Origin of the sequence: Streptomyces lydicus (assembly GCF_004125265.1) — a bacterium.
GTDB classification, from domain to species: Bacteria; Actinomycetota; Actinomycetes; order Streptomycetales; family Streptomycetaceae; genus Streptomyces; species Streptomyces lydicus_C.
Genome location: NZ_RDTE01000003.1, coordinates 5,101,392 through 5,119,727 on the forward strand (window position 1 = coordinate 5,101,392; position 18,336 = coordinate 5,119,727).

Consider the following 18,336-nt stretch of genomic DNA (forward strand, 5'->3'; position numbering starts at 1 on the left):
GCCCAGGTAGGGCGAAGTAGGGACAACCCCACCGTCCGCGACGATCCGGCTGCTCACCGCGGCCGGGGCAGGGCCTAGACTCCCGTCCGTACAGATCGTCGAAGTCGTTTGAACAAGCGCAGTCAGGGAGCGAGGGGCGGACGTGCCGGACGCGACCGTGGGCACCACCGTCGCCGCGGGCTATTTCCAGGGCTACTCGGCCGTCGGCATCATTGCCGTGATCGGGGTGCTCTTCGTGGCCGTGGCCTTCGGTGCCGGGCGGCTGCTGCGGCCCGTGGTGCCGACGCCCGAGAAGCTGCTGACGTACGAGTGCGGCGTGGACCCGGTCGGCGAGGGCTGGGCGCACACCCAGGTCCGCTACTACGTGTACGCCTTCCTCTACGTCATCTTCGCCGTCGACTCGATCTTCCTTTTCCCCTGGGCGACGATCTTCGCCGCCCCCGGTTTCGGTGGTGTGACGCTGGCGGAGATGTTCATCTTCCTCGGCTTCCTCGCCATCGGCCTGCTCTACGCATGGAAGAAGGGCGTCCTGGAATGGACGTGACCCCCGCCTCCCACAGCTCCGCAGCCGCGTCCGAGGGCGCCGACCCGCAGTTCCTGCCGGAGCCGCGGCGCCTGGGCACCCTGGCCCGGCTCGCGCCCGAACCGATGAAGGTGGTCCTCAACTGGGGCCGCCGCTACAGCCTCTGGGTCTTCAACTTCGGCCTCGCCTGCTGCGCCATCGAGTTCATCGCCGCGTCCATGGCGCGCCACGACTTCATCCGGCTCGGTGTGATCCCGTTCGCGCCCGGCCCGCGCCAGGCCGACCTGATGGTCGTCTCCGGCACGGTCACCGACAAGATGGCGCCCGCGGTCAAGCGGCTCTACGAGCAGATGCCCGAGCCGAAGTACGTCATCTCCTTCGGCGCCTGCTCCAACTGCGGCGGCCCGTACTGGGATTCGTACTCGGTCACCAAGGGCGTCGACCAGATCATTCCGGTGGATGTGTACGTACCGGGCTGCCCGCCGCGTCCGGAGGCGCTGCTCCAGGGCATCCTGAAGCTCCAGGAGAAGATCGCCCGCGAGTCGCTGGGGGAGCGCTACGCGAAGGGCGGCACGGCCCGGCCCTCCGCCGCCGCGCTGCGCAGCGGGCTGGTCACGCCGCCCGCGCCGAAGCCTGCGGGCGGGGCCGCAGCGGCGGATGAGCCGAAGGCGGCGGGGGAGGAGCCCCGATGAGCGAGCAGCCCGAGCAGCAGGCGGAGACCGCTGCGCAGGGCGAGCAGGCCGAGCAGCCGGTCGCCGAGCCCGTGGTTGGCTGGCTGCCGCGGCCCGCGAGCGAGATCTTCGGTACGGGGGCCACGGCGGAGCTGGCGTACGACGCGCTGACCGTCGACGTTCCCGTGGACGGCTGGCTCACCGCCCTGACGGCTGCCCGCGACGACCTGGGCTGCAGCTACTTCGACTGGCTGAGCGCCGTCGACGAGCCCGGCACCGGCTTCCGGATCTGTGCGCACCTCGCCGATGTGGCGCGGCCCGGTACCGTCCACCGGCTGATCGTGCGGACGACCGTGCCGCACGAGGGGGCCGCGCTGCCCACCGCCGTCGGTGTGTACGCGGGCGCGGGCTGGCACGAGCGCGAGACCCACGAGATGTTCGGTGTCGACTTCACCGGCCACCCGCACCTCGTACCGCTGCTGCTCCCGGACAACTTCGAGGGGCACCCGCTGCGCAAGGACTTCGTGCTGGCGGCGCGGGTCGCCAAGGCCTGGCCGGGAGCCAAGGAACCGGGGGAGTCCGAGCACGGCGGGCCCAAGCGCCGCCAGATGCTGCCCCCTGGCGTTCCGGACCCGAACGAGTGGGGCCCCTTGAAGGGCCAGCTGCCGCCTGCCCCCGCGCGTCCGGCGCGGGGTGCGCGGGCGGCCGGTAGTGCGCGTGCGGCCGGTGGTGCCGGTGGTGCCGCGGGTGAGCGGCCGGCGCGGCGTACGCGGACCGCGGGCGAGGGCTCCCAGCGGCAGGCTGCGGGGGAGGCGACCGAGACCCCGGCGGCCGAGACCCCGGCGGCCGAGGCACGTCCCGAGCGGCCGGAGCGTCCGGCACGGCGTACGCGGTCGGCGGGCGAGGGCTCGGCCGCCCAGCGGCATGCGGCTGAGGCGGCCGCGGCTGAGGCGGCGACGAAGGAGACCCCGACCGGGGCCACCCCGACCGGGGCCACCCCGACCGAGCCCACCCCGACCGAGCCCACCCCGACCGAGCCCACCCCGACCGGGGAGACCCCGTCGGCCGAGGTCCCGTCGACGGAGATCCCGGCCAAGGAGGCCGCGGCCGCTCCCCCGAAGGAGGCGGCCCCCCGCTCCTCGGACGCCCCCTGGCACCACGCCCGCCCGGCCTTCGACGAGCCGGCGAAGAAACCGGAGCCGGAGAAGAAAACGGAGCCGGAAGAGAAGGCGGAGCCGGAGCCGGAGAAGCAGCCGGAGACGAAGGAGAAGCCGGAGACGAAGGAGAAGCCGGAGCCGGAGCAAGGAGGCGACACCCCATGAGCGACGCCCTCGACATCGCGCTGCGCCTCGTCGCCGTCTTCGTCGTCTTCCTGGTCTTCCCCCTGGTCATCGGGCAGACCGAGCACAAGGTCATGGCCCATATGCAGGGCCGGCTGGGCCCCATGTACGCGGGCGGCTTCCACGGCTGGGCGCAGCTCGTGGCCGACGGGGTGAAGTTCGCGCAGAAGGAGGACATCGTTCCGGCCGGCGCCGACCGGCGGATCTTCCAGCTCGCGCCCGCCGTCGCCCTGCTGCCGTACCTCCTGGTCCTGGTCGCCATCCCGATAGGCCCGCACAACGCCGTGGGGCAGGCCCTGGACGCCGGGATCTTCTTCGTGCTCGCCGTCATGGGCGTCGGCGTGCTCGGCTCGCTGATGGCGGGCTGGGCTTCGGCCAACAAGTTCTCGCTGCTCGGCGGTCTGCGGACGGCCGCGCAGCTGCTCGCGTACGAGCTGCCGATGCTGCTGGCCGCGGCCTCCGTCGCGATGGCGGCCGGCACGCTCTCGCTGCCCGGCATCATCGAGGCCTTCCACTGGTGGTGGGTGCCGTGGCAGATCGTCGGCGGCGTCGTCTTCTTCACCGCGGGGCTCGCCGAGCTGCAACGGCCGCCGTTCGACATGCCGGTCGCCGACTCGGAGATCATCTTCGGTGCGTACACCGAGTACACCGGACTGCGCTTCGCGCTCTTCCTGCTCGCCGAGTACGCCGGCATCGTCGTTCTCTGCGCCCTGACCTCGGTCCTCTTCCTCGGCGGCTGGCACGGCCCGTTCGGCGCCGACGGCCTGGGCTGGCTGTGGACGCTGTTGAAGACCGTGATCCTCGCCTTCGTCGTCATCTGGCTGCGGGTGACCTACCCGCGGCTGCGCGAGGACCAGCTGCAAAAGCTCGCCTGGACGGTCCTCATCCCGCTCGCCCTCGCCCAGATCGCCCTCACCGGCGTCGTCAAGGTGGTGATCTCGTCATGAGCTTCCCCGGTTCCGGCCTCGCCAAGGGGCTGGCCGTCACCCTGCGGACGATGACGAAACGATCGGTCACCGCGCAGTACCCGGACGTCCAGCCCGACCTCGCGCCCCGTACCCGTGGCGTCATCGGGCTGTTCGAGGAGAACTGCACGGTCTGCATGCTGTGCGCCCGTGAGTGCCCGGACTGGTGTATCTACATCGACTCCCACAAGGAGACGGTGCCGCCGGCCGCCCCCGGAGGCCGGGAGCGCAGCCGCAATGTGCTCGACCGCTTCGCGATCGACTTCGCGCTGTGCATGTACTGCGGTATCTGCATCGAGGTCTGCCCCTTCGACGCGCTCTTCTGGTCACCGGAGTTCGAGTACGCCGAGACGGACATCCGCGATCTGACCCATGAGCGCGACAAGCTCCGCGAGTGGATGTGGACGGTGCCCGAACCGCCGGCGCTCGACCCGGCGGCCGAGGAGCCCAAGGAGCTCGCCGCCGCCCGCAAGGCCGCGGACAAGCTCGCCGCCCAGCAGCAGGCCGAGGCCGAAGCCGAAGCCGAGGCCGCCCGGGCCCAGGACCCGACCGCGCCCCAGGACCCGGCCGCGGGCCAGGCCGGAGCCACCGATCAGGCCACGGACCGGAACCGACCGGACCGACCGGACACCCCAGAGGAGGGACAGTGACGCTCGCCGCCGCCACCGCAGCCGGCCAGGGCTTCCTCTCGACCTCCGGTGTCGAGATCGCCTTCCTCCTCGTCGGGATCGCCACCCTCGGCGCTGCCGTCATCACCGTCACCACCCGGCAGCTGGTGCACGCCGCCCTCTGGCTGGTCGTCGCCCTCGGCGGGATCGCCGTCGAATACCTGCTGCTGACGGCCGAGTTCATCGCCTGGGTGCAGGTGCTGATCTATGTCGGTTCCGTCGTCGTCCTCCTGCTGTTCGGACTGATGCTCACCAAGGCGCCCATCGGCCGCTCCCCGGACGCCGATTCGGGCAACCGCTGGGCCGCGCTCGCGGTGGCCCTCGCCTCGGCCGCCGCCCTGGTCTGGGTCGTGGTGGATGCCTTCCGCACCACCTGGATCAGCTTCGGGGGCGCCGCCCAGGGTTCCACCGAGGCCACCGGGCGCAGCCTCTTCCAGTACTGGGTGCTGCCCTTCGAGGCGCTGTCCGTGCTGCTGCTGGCCGCGCTCGTCGGGGCGATCGTGCTGTCCCGCAGGACGGGGGAGGAGCGGTCCGCCGCGGCGAGCCTGAAGAACGCCGCCTCTCCGGCCCCCGCCGCCTCTCCGGCTCCTGCTGCCTCCCGGGCCCCCGCCGCCCCCGCCCCGCGAGAGGAGCAGCGCTGATGCATCTCGTCTACCCGGCCGTCCTCGCCGTCCTCCTCTTCTGCACCGGGCTGTACGGCGTGCTCGCCCGCCGCAACGCGATCCTGGTGCTGATGTCCGTCGAGCTGATGCTCAACGCCGTCAACCTCAACCTCGTCGCCTTCGACGTCTGGCTGCGCGACACCCTGCACACCGGCCAGGCCCTCACCCTCTTCACCATCGCGATCGCCGCCGCCGAGATCGGCATCGGCCTGGCGATCGTGCTGCTCGTCTACCGCAACCGCGGCAGCTCCGACATCGACCGGCTCCGCGATCTCGCCGAGAAGACGGACGCCACGGACGGGGACCCGCAGCCGGACACCACGGCGGAGGCCGCCGCGTGACCCTCACCACCACCGCCGTTCTCGTTCCCCTCCTGCCCTTCCTCGGGGCCGTCGCCGGCCTCCTCCTGGGACGCCGTGCGCCCGGCTTCGTCCGGCCGCTGGCCGTGCTGCCGACGCTGGCCGCGGCCGTGCTCACCGTGACCGTCGCCGTCGGACAGGGCACAGGACCGGCCACCGACATCGCCACCGAGCTCACCCCGACCGGCTCGATCCCCATCGACCTGGCCCTGCACATCGACGGCTTCGCCGCGCTGATCGCCGTCCTGGTCGGTGTCGTGGCGACCTGTGTGCAGATCTACTCCACCGGCTATCTGCGCGACGACCCGCGCTACCCCTCCTACGCCGCGCTGGTCTCGCTCTTCACCTCCGCGATGCTGCTGGTCGTCTACACCGGCGACCTGATGCTGCTGCTGGTCGGCTGGGAAGTCATGGGCATCTGCTCCTACTTCCTCGTCGGCCACTACTGGGAGACCGAGGCCGCCCGCGCCGCCTCCCTCAAGGCCTTCCTCGTCACCAAGCTCGGTGACGTCCCCTTCCTCTTCGGCATCTTCGCGCTGGCCGCCGACGCCGGAACCTTCCGCATCACCGGCATCCTCGGCTCCGTCGCCGCCGGCGGCCTGGACCATCCGACGCTGATCGCACTGCTGCTGCTCGCCGGCGTCGCCGGCAAGTCGGCCCAGTTCCCGCTGCACACCTGGCTCCCCGACGCGATGGCCGGCCCGACGCCGGTCTCGGCGCTGATCCACGCCGCGACGATGGTCGCGGCCGGTGTCTATCTCGTGGCCCGTCTCCTCCCCGTCTTCGCCGCCTCCGCGGCCGCGCTGGTCGTGCTCGCCGTCATGGCCGCGCTCACCATGGTCGGCTCCGGGCTTGCCGCACTGGCCCAGGACGACATCAAGCGCGTCCTGGCCTATTCGACGGTCGGACAGCTCGGCTACATGCTCGGCGCCCTGGCCGTCGGCGACCGCGGTGCCGCCGTCTTCCACCTCATCTCGCACGGTGCGTTCAAGGCCCTCCTCTTCCTCGGCGCCGGCGTGATCATCCACGCCGCCGGCACCAACTCGCTGGCCGCCATGTCCCGGATGAGCGGCCTGGCCCGGCGCATCCCGGACGCCTACTGGACGGTCACCGTGGCGCTGCTCGCGCTCGCCGCGATCCCGCCGTTCGCCGGCTTCTTCTCCAAGGAAGCCGTCCTGGGCGCCGCCGAACACGCCGCCACCGGCCATGCGCACGGCATCCCCGGCGCGGCCGGCTGGACCGTACTGGTCTCCGGACTGCTGACCGCCCTGCTCACCGCGGCCTACGCCACCCGCCTGTGGCTGCTGGCCTTCAAGGGCAAGGGCGCCGAAGCCCCCGACCACGGCCCGCAGCCGGTCGCCATGAACGCCGTCCTGTGGGTGCTCTTCGTCCCGACCGTCGCGCTCGGCCTCGCCGCCCCCTTCCTGCCCGGCTGGTTCGACGGGCGTTCGCTCGCGCCGACCCTGACCACCTCCGTCCTGGGCACCGGTATCGCCCTCGTCGGCGGCCTGGTCACCTATGCGGCCTGGCGGCACACCACCGCGCTCGCCGCCCGTACCCCCCTCGGCGCGGTGGTCGCCGCTCCGGACGCCACCCCCGCGCTCGCCGAGGAGGTGGCCATCGACATCCACGCCCCGGCCTACGGCGACAACGCCGGCGCCCCGGACCCGGCCGACCCCGGCCGCCTCCTCCTGGGCCCGCTGCAGCATCATGCCGCGGTCGGCTTCCACCTCGACGCGGTCTACTCCGCCCTCTTCGTCCGGCCCGTACGCTCCGCCGCCACGCTGGTGCGCTTCCTCGACCGCGAGGTCGTCGACACCTACGTCCGCGGCGCGGGCGCCGCCCCCCGCCTGCTCGGCGCCGCGGTCCGCCGCGCCCAGACCGGGAACGTGCAGACCTACCTCGCCGCGCTGCTCGCGGGCTCGCTCGTCCTGGCCGTCGCCGCCGTCCTCGTCGCCACGGGCACGGGAGCCTGACCCATGCCGATGCCGATGTTCCACGCCCTTGGCGCACGTATCCCTGACGGCCGCACCCCTGGCGCACGTATGCCTGACGGCCGCACCCCCGGTGCACACACCCCGCACCCCCAGCCGACGCCCCTCGTGGCCGGGCTCGCCGGAGCCGAACCCCTGAGGAGGGCCTGACCCGTGAACCCCACCGTTCTGCAGTACCTCCTCGCGGCGGTCGTCGTCCTCCCCTTGCTGGGCGCGGTCGGCGCCCTGTTCCCCGCGCCCCCCGGCCTCAAGGGCCGCAACCCCGGCCAGGCCGTACTGCGCCACGGCGTGACCGTCACCGGTGTCGTGCTCGCCGCCGCCCTCGCGCTGGCCGGCGGCTTCGACCACGACCACCCGGCCCGTATGCAGGCCACCACCGACATCAGCTGGATCCCGGCGCTGGACATCCGCATCCACCTCGGCATCGACGGCATCTCGCTCCCCCTTGTCGTACTGACCGCGCTGCTGACCTTCCTCTGCGCCCTCTACAGCTACTTCCACATCCCGAAGGGCCCGTCCCCCAAGGCATTCGTGGCCCTGCTGCTCACCCTCGAAGCCGGCACCCTCGCCAGCTTCGCCGTCCTCGACCTGATGCTGTTCTTCCTCGCCTTCGAGATGGTCCTCATCCCGATGTACTTCCTCATCGCCCGCTGGGGCGGCGCGGGGAAGCAGGCGGCGGCCTGGAAGTTCATCCTCTACACGCTGCTCGGCTCCGTCGTGATGCTGCTCGGCCTCCTCCTCATCGGCGTGAAATCCGGCACTTTCGACATGGTGGCACTCGCCACTGACAACGGCCCGAAAGCCCAGCTCAGCCACACGGTTCAGCTCCTGGCGGTGCTCGCGGTCGGCATCGGACTGGCCGTCAAGTCCCCGCTGTGGCCGCTGCACAGCTGGCTGCCGGACGCCCACACCGCCGCTCCCACCATCGGCTCGGTGCTGCTGGCCGGCGTCCTGCTGAAGATGGGCACCTACGGCTTCGTGCGGATCGCGCTGCCCATCACCCCCGAGGGCATGCACACCGTCGCGCCGTACCTCGCGGCGCTGGCCGCCATCGGCATCATCTACGGCTCGCTCGCCTGCCTCGCCCTCGTCCGCAAGGGCGCGGGCGGCGACCTCAAGCGCCTGATCGCCTACAGCTCCGTCGGCCACATGGGCTTCGTGCTGCTCGGCATCGCCAGCATGACCCCCACCGGCGTCAACGGCGCGCTGTTCGCCAACATCGCCCACGGCCTGATCACCGGCCTGCTGTTCTTCATGGTCGGCGCGCTCAAGGACCGCACCGGCAGCACCGACCTCGACGCCCTCGCGGGCAGCACCGGCGCCGCCCTCTACGGCAAGGCCCCCCGCTTCGGCGGCATGCTCGCCTTCGCGGCGGTCGCCTCGCTCGGCATCCCCGGGCTGGCCGGCTTCTGGGGCGAGATGCTGGCGATGTTCGGCGCCTTCCGGCCCGCCGCCGGCCTCAGCCGCCCCGCCTTCCTGACGTTCATGGCGCTGGCCGGCCTCGGCACCCTGCTGACCGCCGCCTACCTGCTGCTCGTCGTCCGCCGTGTCTGCATGGGCGGCACCCCGGCGGCCGTGGAAGCCGTCCCGGCCGTCGAGGAGGGCACCGCGACGGCGGCCGAAGCGGCCACCGTGGCCCCGGCCGCACCGGCCCCCGTCATCCCCGACCTCGCGCGCCACGAGTACGCGGCCTGGACCCCCCTCGCCGTCCTCACGGTCCTCGCCGGACTGTGGCCCGCGGCCCTCCTCGGCCTCACCGACCCGGCCGTCCAGCAGCTCCTCGGAGGCGGTAAGTGATGAGCACGGTGACCTCTCTGGTCCAGTCCGTCGACTGGCTCGCCCTCGCGCCGCCCACCCTCGCCGCGGCCGTCGCCCTGGTGATCCTCGTCGCCGACCTCTTCCTCCCGGCGGCTCGCAAGCCGCTGCTGGGGTGGATCGCGACGGCGGGCCTCGCGCTCGCCGCGCTGTCCCTGCTGCCCCTCCTGGACGGCGGCCGCCGCACCTTCTGTCTGCCCGCCCACCCTGACGTGTGCAGCTATGCGGCCGACCCGTTCGCCCTGGTCATCCAGTTCCTGGTGCTCGGCGGGGCGCTGCTGACCGCCCTGCTGTCCATCGACACCGTCCGGGACCAGGACCTGCCCGCCGGCGAGTACTGGTTCCTGCTGCTCTCCTCGGCGGCCGGCGCCGCCCTGCTGCCCGCCTCCCGCGACCTCGCCACCCTGGTCATCGCCCTCGAAGTCGCCTCCCTGCCCGCCTTCGCGCTGGTCGGGCTCCGGCGCGGCGACCGGCTCTCCTCCGAGGCCGCGCTCAAGTTCTTCCTGTCGTCGGTGGCCGCCACCGCCGTGATGCTGCTCGGCGTGAGCTTCCTCTACGCGGCCACCGGCAGCCTCCACCTCTCCCAGGTGGCCCACGCGCTGACCGCCCTGCCCGACCCGCGACTGGCCACCCTGGCGAGCGCCGGCGCCGCCCTCACCCTGGTCGGCTTCGCCTTCAAGACGGCCGCCGCCCCGTTCCACTTCTGGGTGCCGGACACCTATGTCGGCGCGCCGCTGCCCATCGCCGGCTACCTCTCCGTGGTGGGCAAGGCCGTCGGCTTCTCCGGCCTGATCCTCGTCACCGTCCAGGGCTTCCCCTCGTACGCGAACGTCTGGGGCCCGGCACTGGCCGTCCTCGCCGCGCTCACCATGACCGTCGGCAACGTCGCGGCCCTGCGCCAGGACCCCCGCCGCGCGCACAGCGCCGTACGCCTGCTCGCCTGGTCCTCGGTCGGCCAGGCCGGCTACCTCCTGGTCCCGATCGCGGCGGCGGGCTACGCCCACGACCCGGGGCACGCCATCGGCTCCACCGTGGCCTACGCCCTGATGTACGCGGCCGTGAACCTCGGCGCCTTCGCCGTCGCCGCCCTGGTGGCCCGTACGAGCCCCGCGAACCGCATCACCGACTACCGGGGCCTGTACCACCAGCGGCCCGTAGTGGCGCTCGCCCTCGGCTTCTTCCTGCTCTGCCTCGCCGGACTGCCGCCCGGCATCATCGGCCTGTTCGCCAAGGTCACGGTCTTCTCCGCGGCCGTCGACGCGGGGCTGGCCTGGCTCGCCGTGATCATGGCCGTCAATGTCGTGATCGCGCTCTACTACTACCTGCAGTGGACCACGGTCCTCTTCCGGGGAGCCGGAGAGACGGAGGCCACCGGGGAGCCGGAGACCACCGCGGAGGCCGCAGGGGCCGTGATCCCCGCCCCCGCGGGCCACCCGGCCGGCGCCGCGATCCCGGCCCCCCTGGCCACCGCCATCGCGCTCGCCGCCGTCCTCGGCATCGCCCTCTCCGGCGCCCCGCAGCTCGTCCTGCGCTTCGCCTCCGGGGCGCTGCTCTAACGGCCTGCGCCGGCGGCCGGCCCCAACGGCCGGCCCGCCCCGCAGGAATCCGCACCGGCGGCCGCACAGTACGAACAAGGACCGGCACGGCCGGACACGGCCGGACACGGACGGCCCCATAGGGCTCCCACCGGCCTCCACCCCACCCCTACGGCGCCACGCCCCGGCGGGCGCACCCGCATGCCCTCCCCGGTGCCCCGCCGACGCACAAGGGAACCTGGCTCGTTCATCTCGCGTTGACCAGTGAGTAAGGGTCCACTGGTCAGTGGAGAAACGCAGTACAGGGTTCCCCTGCCGCACCGCTTGGAGGGCGTACCGTGCACCGCCGGCACAACGGGCTCAGGACCGCCGTACTCCTCGGGGGCCTGTCCGCCCTCATCATCGTCATCGGCAGCCTGTTCGGCCGTACGGGCCTGATCATCGCCGTCGTCGTGGCCCTGGGCACCAACGCCTACGCCTACTGGAACAGCGACAAACTGGCCCTGCGGGCGATGCGCGCCCGCCCGGTCAGCGAGTTCGAGGCGCCACAGCTCTACCGCATGGTCCGTGAGCTCTCCACCGCCGCCCGCCAGCCCATGCCGCGCCTGTACATCTCCCCGACGCAGGCCCCCAACGCCTTCGCCACCGGCCGCAACCCCCGCAACGCCGCGGTCTGCTGCACCGACGGCATCCTCCAGCTGCTCGACGAACGCGAGCTGCGCGGCGTCATCGGCCATGAGCTCAGCCATGTCTACAACCGCGACATCCTGATCTCCTCCGTCGCCGGCGCGCTGGCCTCCGTCGTGATGTTCCTCGTCAACTTCGCCTGGCTGATTCCCGTGGGCCGCTCCGACGACGACGAGGGCCCCGGCCTGCTCGGCATGCTGCTGATCATGATCCTCGGCCCGGTCGCGGCCTCGCTCATCCAGCTCGCCGTCAGCCGCTCGCGCGAGTACGAGGCCGACGCCGCGGGCGCCCAGCTCACCGGCGACCCGCTGGCCCTGGCCTCCGCGCTGCGCAAGCTGGAGACCGGAACCCGGCAGCTCCCGCTCCCGCCCGAGCCCCGACTGGAGACCGCCGGCCACATGATGATCGCCAACCCGTTCCGGGGCGGCGGCCTGTCCCGGCTCTTCTCCACCCACCCCCCGATGGACGAGCGGATCGCCCGCCTCGAAAACATGGCGGGCCACCGCCCCTGACGCCCCCGCTCCCGCCGGGACCGGTGGCCGTCAGCAGGCACCCGGCGCATCATGAACGCAACGATTCGCCGGGCTCGGCGCGTCTAGCACGGCAAGTACATTCTCCGCCGTGCCCGTGGAAGGCTGCTGATCATGAAGTTCATCCTCAACGTCCTCTGGCTGGTCCTCAGCGGCTTCTGGCTCGCGCTCGGCTACGTCTTCGCGGGCATCATCTGCTGCGTCCTGATCATCACCATCCCGTTCGGCATCGCGTCGTTCCGGATCGCGGGCTACGCCCTGTGGCCCTTCGGCCGGACGGCCGTCGTACGCGACGACGCCGGCGCCGGATCGGCGATCGGCAATGTCATCTGGATCATCTTCGCGGGCTGGTGGCTGGCCCTGGGCCACATCATCACCGGCATCGCCCTGTGCGTGACGATCATCGGTATCCCCTTCGGCATCGCCAACTTCAAGATGATCCCGATTTCCCTGATGCCCCTGGGCCGCGACATCGTCTCCACCGACGAGCCGTTCGCCGCCCGCTGACGGCCCGCTGAGCGCCTGCCGGCCGCGCCCCTGGGCGACCCTCGCGCCCCGCCGCCCGCTCCTCGTGGTGCCGCCCCGACACACCGGTGGGGCGGCACGCCGAAGCGCGCCGCCCCATCCCGTGGCACCCGAAAGCCGGGCTGCTTACCGGTAGTTCACGAACTGCAGGGCGAAGTCCAGGTCCTTGCCCTTGAGCAGCTGCTGCACCGCCTGCAGGTCGTCCCGGCTCTTCGAGCTGACCCGCAGCTCGTCGCCCTGCACCTGCGCCTTGACGCCCTTCGGGCCCTCATCGCGGATGATCTTGGCGACCTTCTTGGCGTTGTCCTGCGAGATCCCCTCCTCGATCGAGGCGAAGATCTTGTACTCCTTGCCCGAGGCCTGCGGCTCACCGGCGTCCAGCGCCTTCAGCGAGATCCCGCGCTTGACCAGCTTGGACTGGAAGATGTCGAGCACGGCCTTCACCCGCTCCTCGGCGTTGGCCCGCATCTCGATCTTCTCGCCCGACCACTCGATCGACGCGCCCACGCCCTTGAAGTCGTAGCGCTGCGAGATCTCCTTGGCGGCCTGGTTGAGGGCGTTGTCGACCTCCTGCCGCTCTACCTTCGAGACGATGTCGAAACTGGAGTCGGCCATGTTGAGTTGGCTCCTCGTACGTAGATCCGTCAGGGCTGCGGCCCTTCCCGGGCCCGCCTGCCAAGCCTAGCCACCCGGCCAAGATCCAGCGCTCCCGAATCGAGTGGCGAACCACCCCCAGCCATCGGGTATGGTTTACGTCGTTGCCACGGAGCACCGCCCCACAGCGGCTCTCCCGGCAGCAAACCCAGGCGGTGTGCCCGAGCGGCCAAAGGGAGCAGACTGTAAATCTGCCGGCTCAGCCTTCCCAGGTTCGAATCCTGGCGCCGCCACAGGGAACAAAGGGCCCCTGGTCTGCGATCACCGCAGACCAGGGGCCCTTTGGCATGCGCCGTCGGGCGCGGCCGGACCGCCACCCGCCAGGTCGGTCAGCTGCCGTACGGCGGGAACCAGTCGAGGCGAAGCCGGCCGCCTGGACTTCCGGGGCGGGTGGGCTTGGTCACGGTCCGCACGCTTCCTTCGCTCGGCCGACAGGGGACCACAACAGCTGACAGGGCGCCACAACAGCCGTGGGCCGGCGCCCGCGGCGCAAGCCGCTCAGCAGCGAACACCAGCCCAGCCCAGCCCTGCCCCGCTCAGCCCAGCCCAGCCCTGCCCCGCTCAGCCCAGCCCCGCACCGGCGGGCCGGGGCGAGACGGGCCGGGACGGGCCCCGGTATGCCCTTCAGGCTCCGGCAGGCGCCCTACCGCTGCGCCGCCGACACCGCCCGCACCGCGTCCACCACCGGTACATCCCCGGCGATCAGCTCCAACGTCTTGCCGATCGTGCCCGGTTCGTCGAGGAGTGCCATCAGGGTGGCGGCGACGTCGTCGCGGGGGACGGGGCCGCGGCCGGTCGCGTCGGCCAGTGTCACCCGGCCGGGGCCGGGGTCGTTCGTCAGCCGGCCGGGCCGCAGGATCGTCCAGTCCAGGCCGGCCCGGGACCGGATGTCCGCGTCGGCTGCGGCCTTGGCCCGCAGGTAGGCGGCGAAGACCGGTTCTGTGCCCTCCGGCGGCTCGCGGTCCGCGCCCATGGACGAGATGACGAGGAAGCGCCGTACGCCCGCCGCCTCGGCCGCGTCCGCGAAGAGCCGGGCCGCGCCGCGGTCCACCGTCTCCTTGCGTTCGGTGCCGCTGCCCGGCCCCGCACCCGCCGCGAAGACGGCCGCGTCGGCGCCCTCCATGTGCCGGGCGACATCCTCCACCGACGCCGACTCCAGGTCGCAGACCACCGGCTCGGCGCCCGCGGCCAGCAAATCGCCGGCCTGCTCCGGCCGGCGGACGATGCCCGCGACCTCGTCCCCGCGCCCGGCGAGCAACCGCTCCAGCCGCAGCGCGATCTGACCATGTCCACCTGCGATGACAATGCGCATGATCCCGACCGTACGCCGAAGGCCCGTCGCACCGTGCGGGACCGGCCGGGGGCCGGGGGCTTCTCGCCGCCGTGGCTCAGCGCTGCGACTGCCGGGGCAGCTCCAGCGCCACCTCCGCCGCCGAGTCGCAGTACTCCCGCACCGCGCTGGTACGGGCGACCACCCGCCCGCGGTGGATCACGATCCGGCTGTAGGCCAGCGAGAGCACCCCGGCGATCCGCTCGCCGCGCACCGCCAGCAGTTCCGCGGGGAAGCCCGCCTCGACCCGCACCTCGGGCAGGCCCAGCGTCGCCCGCGCCGCCGAACTCACGGTCTCGTACGCCGCATCCGGCGTGGCCTCCCCCAGGGAAGCCAGGAGATAGGCCGCCTCCAGCGGGTCGCCCCGTCCGACCGGGTTCGCCATGTCCCGCAGCGCCCCACTGCCCGCCGCCACCCGCACCCCGGCCGCCCGCAGCAGCCGTACGGGCGCCGGCCGCGACACCCGTGAGCCGTACCGCTCCAGCCCCGTGCAGTCGCCCTGCGGCAGACAGACGACGGCGACCCCGGCGGCCGCCAGCTGCTCGGCGACCCGCGCCGCCACACTCCGCGGCATCCGGGCCATCCCCGCGCACGGCCCGAGGGCGACACCAGGGCGCAGTCCGCCGGACATCGCCGCGAACCGTGCCAGCCGTGCCGGATCGTCGCCGTCGGTGTGCAGATCCACCGGGCAGCCGTGCTCCCCGGCCAGCTCCAGGACCGTTTCGACATACCCGGCCGGGTCGGGGTCGAGATCCGGGCAGCCGCCGATGACCCCGGCGCCCATCTTCACGGCGTCCCGCAGCATCGCCAGCCCGTCCGCCCCGGCCACCCCGGTCAGCACCCGCGGCACCGCGACCGCCGCCAGGTCGGCCAGCCCGCGCAGCGACCGGCGGGCCTGCAGCACCGCCTCCAGCGAACGCAGGCCCTGTACGTCGCCGATCCGGACGTGACTGCGCGAAGCGGTGGCGCCGTGCCCCAGCTGCAGCAGCGCGGCCTCGGTCGTCCGCCGCTGGACGTCCTCGGGGGACCCGGAGGCGGGGCCGTCGGCGTCCGCCGTCAGGGCGGTGTCGCAGTGCGCATGGGGTTCGGCGGGGGCGGGGAGCAGGAGATAGCCGGCGAGGTCGACGCGGGCGCCCTGCGGGGCGAGGCTGCCGGCCGTCCCGACGGCCTCGATGCACCCGCCGCCGAGCCGTACGTCCACCGTCCGACCGTCGGCGAGCCGGGCCCCGCACAGCACCAGCGCACCGCTGTCCGACCCGGCGTAGCGGCCGGCGCCGCCGGGCTTTCCCGGCTGGGGCTGCGGCGAACTGCTGTCGGACATCGCGCTCCTCGAAGCCACCGGCGTGCAAGATCACGCAGCGTTCTTCCGAGCCTAGGGCGCTGCCGGGAGAGCTTCGCGCAGGCGCGGAATAGTCGTACCGGTGTGGTGCGCGGGGCCGTTGGGGCACGGCCCGGATACGGATTTCACGTTTGGCGGCGGGCCGTGTAATGTCTTCATCGCTCGCCCCAATAGCTCAGTCGGCAGAGCGTCTCCATGGTAAGGAGAAGGTCTACGGTTCGATTCCGTATTGGGGCTCTGATGTGTGAGGTACCTCGCCTTCGGGCGGGGGACTCTTACATCACAGCGGTGTAGCTCAGTCGGTAGAGCAAGCGGCTCATAATCGCTGTGTCACCGGTTCAAGTCCGGTCACCGCTACTGACAGTAGCCGATTGTGGGGTCGGTCCTCCGATCGGCTACTCTTTTATGCGTTAATCCGACCACCCGTCCGTCCAAGGAGCACTCACGTGGCTGCCACCGACGTCCGCCCGAAGATCACGCTGGCCTGCGTGGAGTGCAAGGAGCGGAACTACATCACCAAGAAGAACCGGCGTAACGACCCGGACCGTCTTGAGATGAAGAAGCACTGCCCCCGTTGCAACTCGCACACCGCGCACCGCGAGACGCGATAACACAGGCTCGTCCGTGAGGCCGTCCCCATTCGTGGGGGCGGCCTCACGGCGTTGTCACCATCAGTACAGGGAGGTTGCGAGCCCATGGCGCTCGACCAGTCTTTTGTCGGACGCACGTACCCGCCCACCGACCCGTACGAGGTCGGCCGGGAAAAGATCCGCGAATTCGCCGAGGCGATCGGCGACACCAATCCCGCCTACACGGATGCCGAAGCCGCCAAGGCGCTCGGGTACTCCGATGTGATCGCGCCGCCGACTTTTGTGTTCGCGATCACTTTCCAGGCCGCGGGTCAGGTCATCGAGGATCCGCAACTGGGTCTGGACTACAGCCGGGTGGTGCACGGCGACCAGAAGTTCGCCTACACCCGGCCGGTACGCAGCGGGGACCGGCTGAGCGTCACCTCCACCATCGAGGCCATCAAGTCCATGGCGGGCAACGACATCATCGACATCCGCGGTGAGGTGCACGACGAGGCGGGCGAACACGTCGTGACCGCCATCACCAAGCTGGTGGCCCGCGCCGCGAAGGAGGCCTGAGATGACCGCCACGATTTCTTACGACGAGGTCGAGGTCGGCACCGAACTCCCGGCGCAGACCTTCCCCGTGAGCCGCGCCACGCTCGTCCGGTACGCGGGCGCCTCCGGCGACTTCAACCCGATCCACTGGAACGAGAAGTTCGCCAAGGAGGTCGGGCTGCCGGACGTCATCGCCCACGGCATGTTCACCATGGCCGAGGCGATCCGGGTGGTCACCGACTGGGCCGGCGACCCGGGTGCGGTCGCCGAGTACGGCGTGCGCTTCACCAAGCCCGTCGTCGTCCCCAACGACGAGACCGGTGCGCTGATCGAGGTCACCGCCAAGGTCGCCGCCAAGCTGGACGACGACGCCCGTACGGTCCGGGTCGACCTCACCGCGGTGAGCGCGGGCCAGAAGGTGCTGGGCATGTCCCGCGCCGTGGTCCGTCTCGCCTGAGCGGCCCCTTGCGGGGGCGGCCGGCCGGGCATCGCCGGACCGTCCCCGTACCCTTGGGCGCGTGCAGGAACTCCACGACGCGCCCCTCGCCCCGCTGACCACCTTCCGCCTCGGCGGACCGGCCACCCGCCTCGTCACGGCCACCACCGACGACGAGGTGATCGAGACGGTCCGTGCGGCCGACGAAGCCGGCACCCCGCTGCTGATCATCGGCGGCGGCAGCAACCTCGTGATCGGCGACAAGGGCTTCGACGGCACGGCCCTGCGCATCGCCACCCGCGGCTTCGCGCTCGACGGCACGGACCTCACCCTCGCCGCCGGCGAGAACTGGTCCGACGCGGTCGCCCGTACGGTCGAGGCCGGACTGGCCGGTGTGGAGTGCCTGGCCGGCATCCCCGGCTCGGCGGGCGCCACCCCGATCCAGAACGTGGGCGCGTACGGCCAGGAGGTCTCCGCCACTATCACCGAGGTCGTCGCCTACGACCGCCGCGCCGGCGAGACCGTCACGATCCCGAACGCGGAGTGCGGCTTCTCGTACCGCCACAGCCGCTTCAAGGAGCATCCCGACCGGTTCGTGGTGCTGCGGGTGCGCTTCGCCCTGGAGAACGCCGGCGGCCTCTCCGCGCCCCTGAAGTACCCCGAGACGGCCCGTGCCCTCGGTGTCGAGGCCGGAGACCGGGTCCCGGCCGCCGTCGCCCGTCAGACCGTTCTGGCGCTGCGTGCCGGCAAGGGCATGGTGCTGGACGCCGAGGACCACGACACCTGGTCGGCCGGCTCCTTCTTCACCAACCCGATCCTCACCGAGGCCGAGCACGAGGTCTTCCTGCGGCGCGTCCAGGACCGCCTCGGCCCGGACACCGCCCCGCCCGCCTTCCCGGCCGGCGACGGCCTGGTGAAGACCTCCGCCGCCTGGCTCATCGACCGGGCCGGCTTCACCAAGGGCTACGGCAGTGGCCCGGCCCGTATCTCCACCAAGCACACCCTCGCGCTCACCAACCGCGGCAGGGCCACCACCGAGGACCTGCTCGCCCTGGCCCGCGAGGTCCGCGACGGTGTCCATGCGGCCTTCGGCGTCACGCTCGTCAACGAACCGGTGACGGTCGGCGTCAGCCTCTAGGCGGGCGTTGGAAGGGTCGGTCACCGCAGGCCCCGGGG

At 72.1% G+C, this 18,336-nt stretch carries 19 protein-coding genes and 3 tRNA genes; 19 read left to right on the forward strand and 3 right to left on the reverse strand.

The genetic code is table 11. The features are described from left to right. Positions 1-142: 142 nt before the first annotated feature. The 12 genes from D9V36_RS24860 (at position 143) to D9V36_RS24915 (ending at position 12,256) form a co-directional block, all read left to right on the forward strand. Complete coding sequence (locus tag D9V36_RS24860) at positions 143-544, forward strand: NADH-quinone oxidoreductase subunit A (protein WP_129295717.1); 402 nt, start codon at positions 143-145, stop codon at positions 542-544. Next, positions 535-1,215 (forward strand): NADH-quinone oxidoreductase subunit B, encoded by a 681-nt coding sequence (locus D9V36_RS24865; RefSeq protein WP_129295718.1) that lies wholly within the window; start codon positions 535-537, stop codon positions 1,213-1,215. The genes D9V36_RS24860 and D9V36_RS24865 overlap by 10 nt, the downstream gene beginning before the upstream one ends. After that, on the forward strand, positions 1,212-2,516 hold the full coding sequence (locus D9V36_RS24870) for an NADH-quinone oxidoreductase subunit C (RefSeq protein WP_129295719.1): 1,305 nt from the start codon (positions 1,212-1,214) through the stop codon (positions 2,514-2,516). The genes D9V36_RS24865 and D9V36_RS24870 overlap by 4 nt, the downstream gene beginning before the upstream one ends. Then, complete coding sequence (locus D9V36_RS24875; protein ID WP_129295720.1) at positions 2,513-3,481, forward strand: complex I subunit 1/NuoH family protein; 969 nt, start codon at positions 2,513-2,515, stop codon at positions 3,479-3,481. Before D9V36_RS24870 ends, D9V36_RS24875 begins: the two co-directional genes overlap by 4 nt. Further along, positions 3,478-4,149, forward strand: coding sequence for a NuoI/complex I 23 kDa subunit family protein (locus D9V36_RS24880; protein ID WP_129295721.1), 672 nt, complete (start codon positions 3,478-3,480; stop codon positions 4,147-4,149). Before D9V36_RS24875 ends, D9V36_RS24880 begins: the two co-directional genes overlap by 4 nt. Then, positions 4,146-4,808 carry an NADH-quinone oxidoreductase subunit J family protein gene (locus tag D9V36_RS24885; protein ID WP_129295722.1) on the forward strand — a complete coding sequence of 221 codons (663 nt, stop codon included), beginning with the start codon at positions 4,146-4,148 and terminating at the stop codon, positions 4,806-4,808. Before D9V36_RS24880 ends, D9V36_RS24885 begins: the two co-directional genes overlap by 4 nt. Further along, positions 4,808-5,170: an NADH-quinone oxidoreductase subunit NuoK gene (nuoK, locus tag D9V36_RS24890; protein ID WP_129295723.1), complete on the forward strand. Its 363-nt coding sequence runs from the start codon at positions 4,808-4,810 to the stop codon at positions 5,168-5,170. Before D9V36_RS24885 ends, nuoK begins: the two co-directional genes overlap by 1 nt. Further along, a complete protein-coding gene (locus D9V36_RS24895) occupies positions 5,167-7,164 on the forward strand; it encodes an NADH-quinone oxidoreductase subunit 5 family protein (RefSeq protein ID WP_129295724.1) in 1,998 nt (665 codons plus the stop codon). Before nuoK ends, D9V36_RS24895 begins: the two co-directional genes overlap by 4 nt. 186 nt (positions 7,165-7,350) lie before the next feature. Next, positions 7,351-8,979, forward strand: coding sequence for a complex I subunit 4 family protein (locus D9V36_RS24900; protein ID WP_129298668.1), 1,629 nt, complete (start codon positions 7,351-7,353; stop codon positions 8,977-8,979). Then, entirely contained in the window at positions 8,979-10,553 is a 1,575-nt protein-coding gene (locus tag D9V36_RS24905; RefSeq protein ID WP_129295725.1) for an NADH-quinone oxidoreductase subunit N, read from the forward strand. The genes D9V36_RS24900 and D9V36_RS24905 overlap by 1 nt, the downstream gene beginning before the upstream one ends. A gap of 317 nt (positions 10,554-10,870) precedes the next feature. Next, positions 10,871-11,731 carry a zinc metalloprotease HtpX gene (gene htpX / locus D9V36_RS24910; RefSeq protein WP_129295726.1) on the forward strand — a complete coding sequence of 287 codons (861 nt, stop codon included), beginning with the start codon at positions 10,871-10,873 and terminating at the stop codon, positions 11,729-11,731. 132 nt (positions 11,732-11,863) lie between these two features. After that, positions 11,864-12,256 (forward strand): YccF domain-containing protein, encoded by a 393-nt coding sequence (locus tag D9V36_RS24915; RefSeq protein WP_129295727.1) that lies wholly within the window; start codon positions 11,864-11,866, stop codon positions 12,254-12,256. Positions 12,257-12,400: 144 nt separating this feature from the next. On the opposite strand, the gene D9V36_RS24920 is transcribed toward D9V36_RS24915, so the two are convergent. Beyond that, a complete protein-coding gene (locus tag D9V36_RS24920) occupies positions 12,401-12,889 on the reverse strand; it encodes a YajQ family cyclic di-GMP-binding protein (protein ID WP_018090929.1) in 489 nt (162 codons plus the stop codon). 190 nt (positions 12,890-13,079) lie between these two features. On the opposite strand from D9V36_RS24920, the gene D9V36_RS24925 reads away from it, so the two are divergent. Further along, positions 13,080-13,161: transfer RNA gene (locus D9V36_RS24925), tRNA-Tyr, on the forward strand. Between the two features lie 410 nt (positions 13,162-13,571). Here D9V36_RS24925 and D9V36_RS24930 read toward each other — a convergent pair. Further along, the gene (locus D9V36_RS24930; RefSeq protein WP_129295728.1) at positions 13,572-14,240 is read right to left on the reverse strand and encodes an NAD(P)H-binding protein; all 669 of its coding nucleotides are present in this window, start codon (positions 14,238-14,240) and stop codon (positions 13,572-13,574) included. Between the two features lie 76 nt (positions 14,241-14,316). Next, positions 14,317-15,579, reverse strand: coding sequence for an amidohydrolase family protein (locus D9V36_RS24935; RefSeq protein ID WP_129295729.1), 1,263 nt, complete (start codon positions 15,577-15,579; stop codon positions 14,317-14,319). A 182-nt stretch (positions 15,580-15,761) separates the two neighbouring features. On the opposite strand from D9V36_RS24935, the gene D9V36_RS24940 reads away from it, so the two are divergent. The 6 genes from D9V36_RS24940 to D9V36_RS24965 all read left to right on the forward strand — a co-directional run bounded on the left by D9V36_RS24940 (position 15,762) and on the right by D9V36_RS24965 (position 18,298). Further along, positions 15,762-15,834, forward strand: a tRNA-Thr gene (locus tag D9V36_RS24940). Between the two features lie 47 nt (positions 15,835-15,881). Then, a tRNA-Met gene (locus D9V36_RS24945) sits at positions 15,882-15,954 on the forward strand. 89 nt (positions 15,955-16,043) lie between these two features. Beyond that, a complete protein-coding gene (rpmG, locus tag D9V36_RS24950) occupies positions 16,044-16,208 on the forward strand; it encodes a 50S ribosomal protein L33 (RefSeq protein ID WP_006604855.1) in 165 nt (54 codons plus the stop codon). Between the two features lie 84 nt (positions 16,209-16,292). Next, the gene (locus tag D9V36_RS24955) at positions 16,293-16,745 is read left to right on the forward strand and encodes a MaoC family dehydratase N-terminal domain-containing protein (RefSeq protein WP_129295730.1); all 453 of its coding nucleotides are present in this window, start codon (positions 16,293-16,295) and stop codon (positions 16,743-16,745) included. Between the two features lies 1 nt (position 16,746). Continuing rightward, positions 16,747-17,181 carry a MaoC family dehydratase gene (locus D9V36_RS24960; RefSeq protein WP_129295731.1) on the forward strand — a complete coding sequence of 145 codons (435 nt, stop codon included), beginning with the start codon at positions 16,747-16,749 and terminating at the stop codon, positions 17,179-17,181. Positions 17,182-17,242: 61 nt separating this feature from the next. After that, positions 17,243-18,298 carry a UDP-N-acetylmuramate dehydrogenase gene (locus D9V36_RS24965; RefSeq protein ID WP_129295732.1) on the forward strand — a complete coding sequence of 352 codons (1,056 nt, stop codon included), beginning with the start codon at positions 17,243-17,245 and terminating at the stop codon, positions 18,296-18,298. Positions 18,299-18,336: the final 38 nt, after the last annotated feature.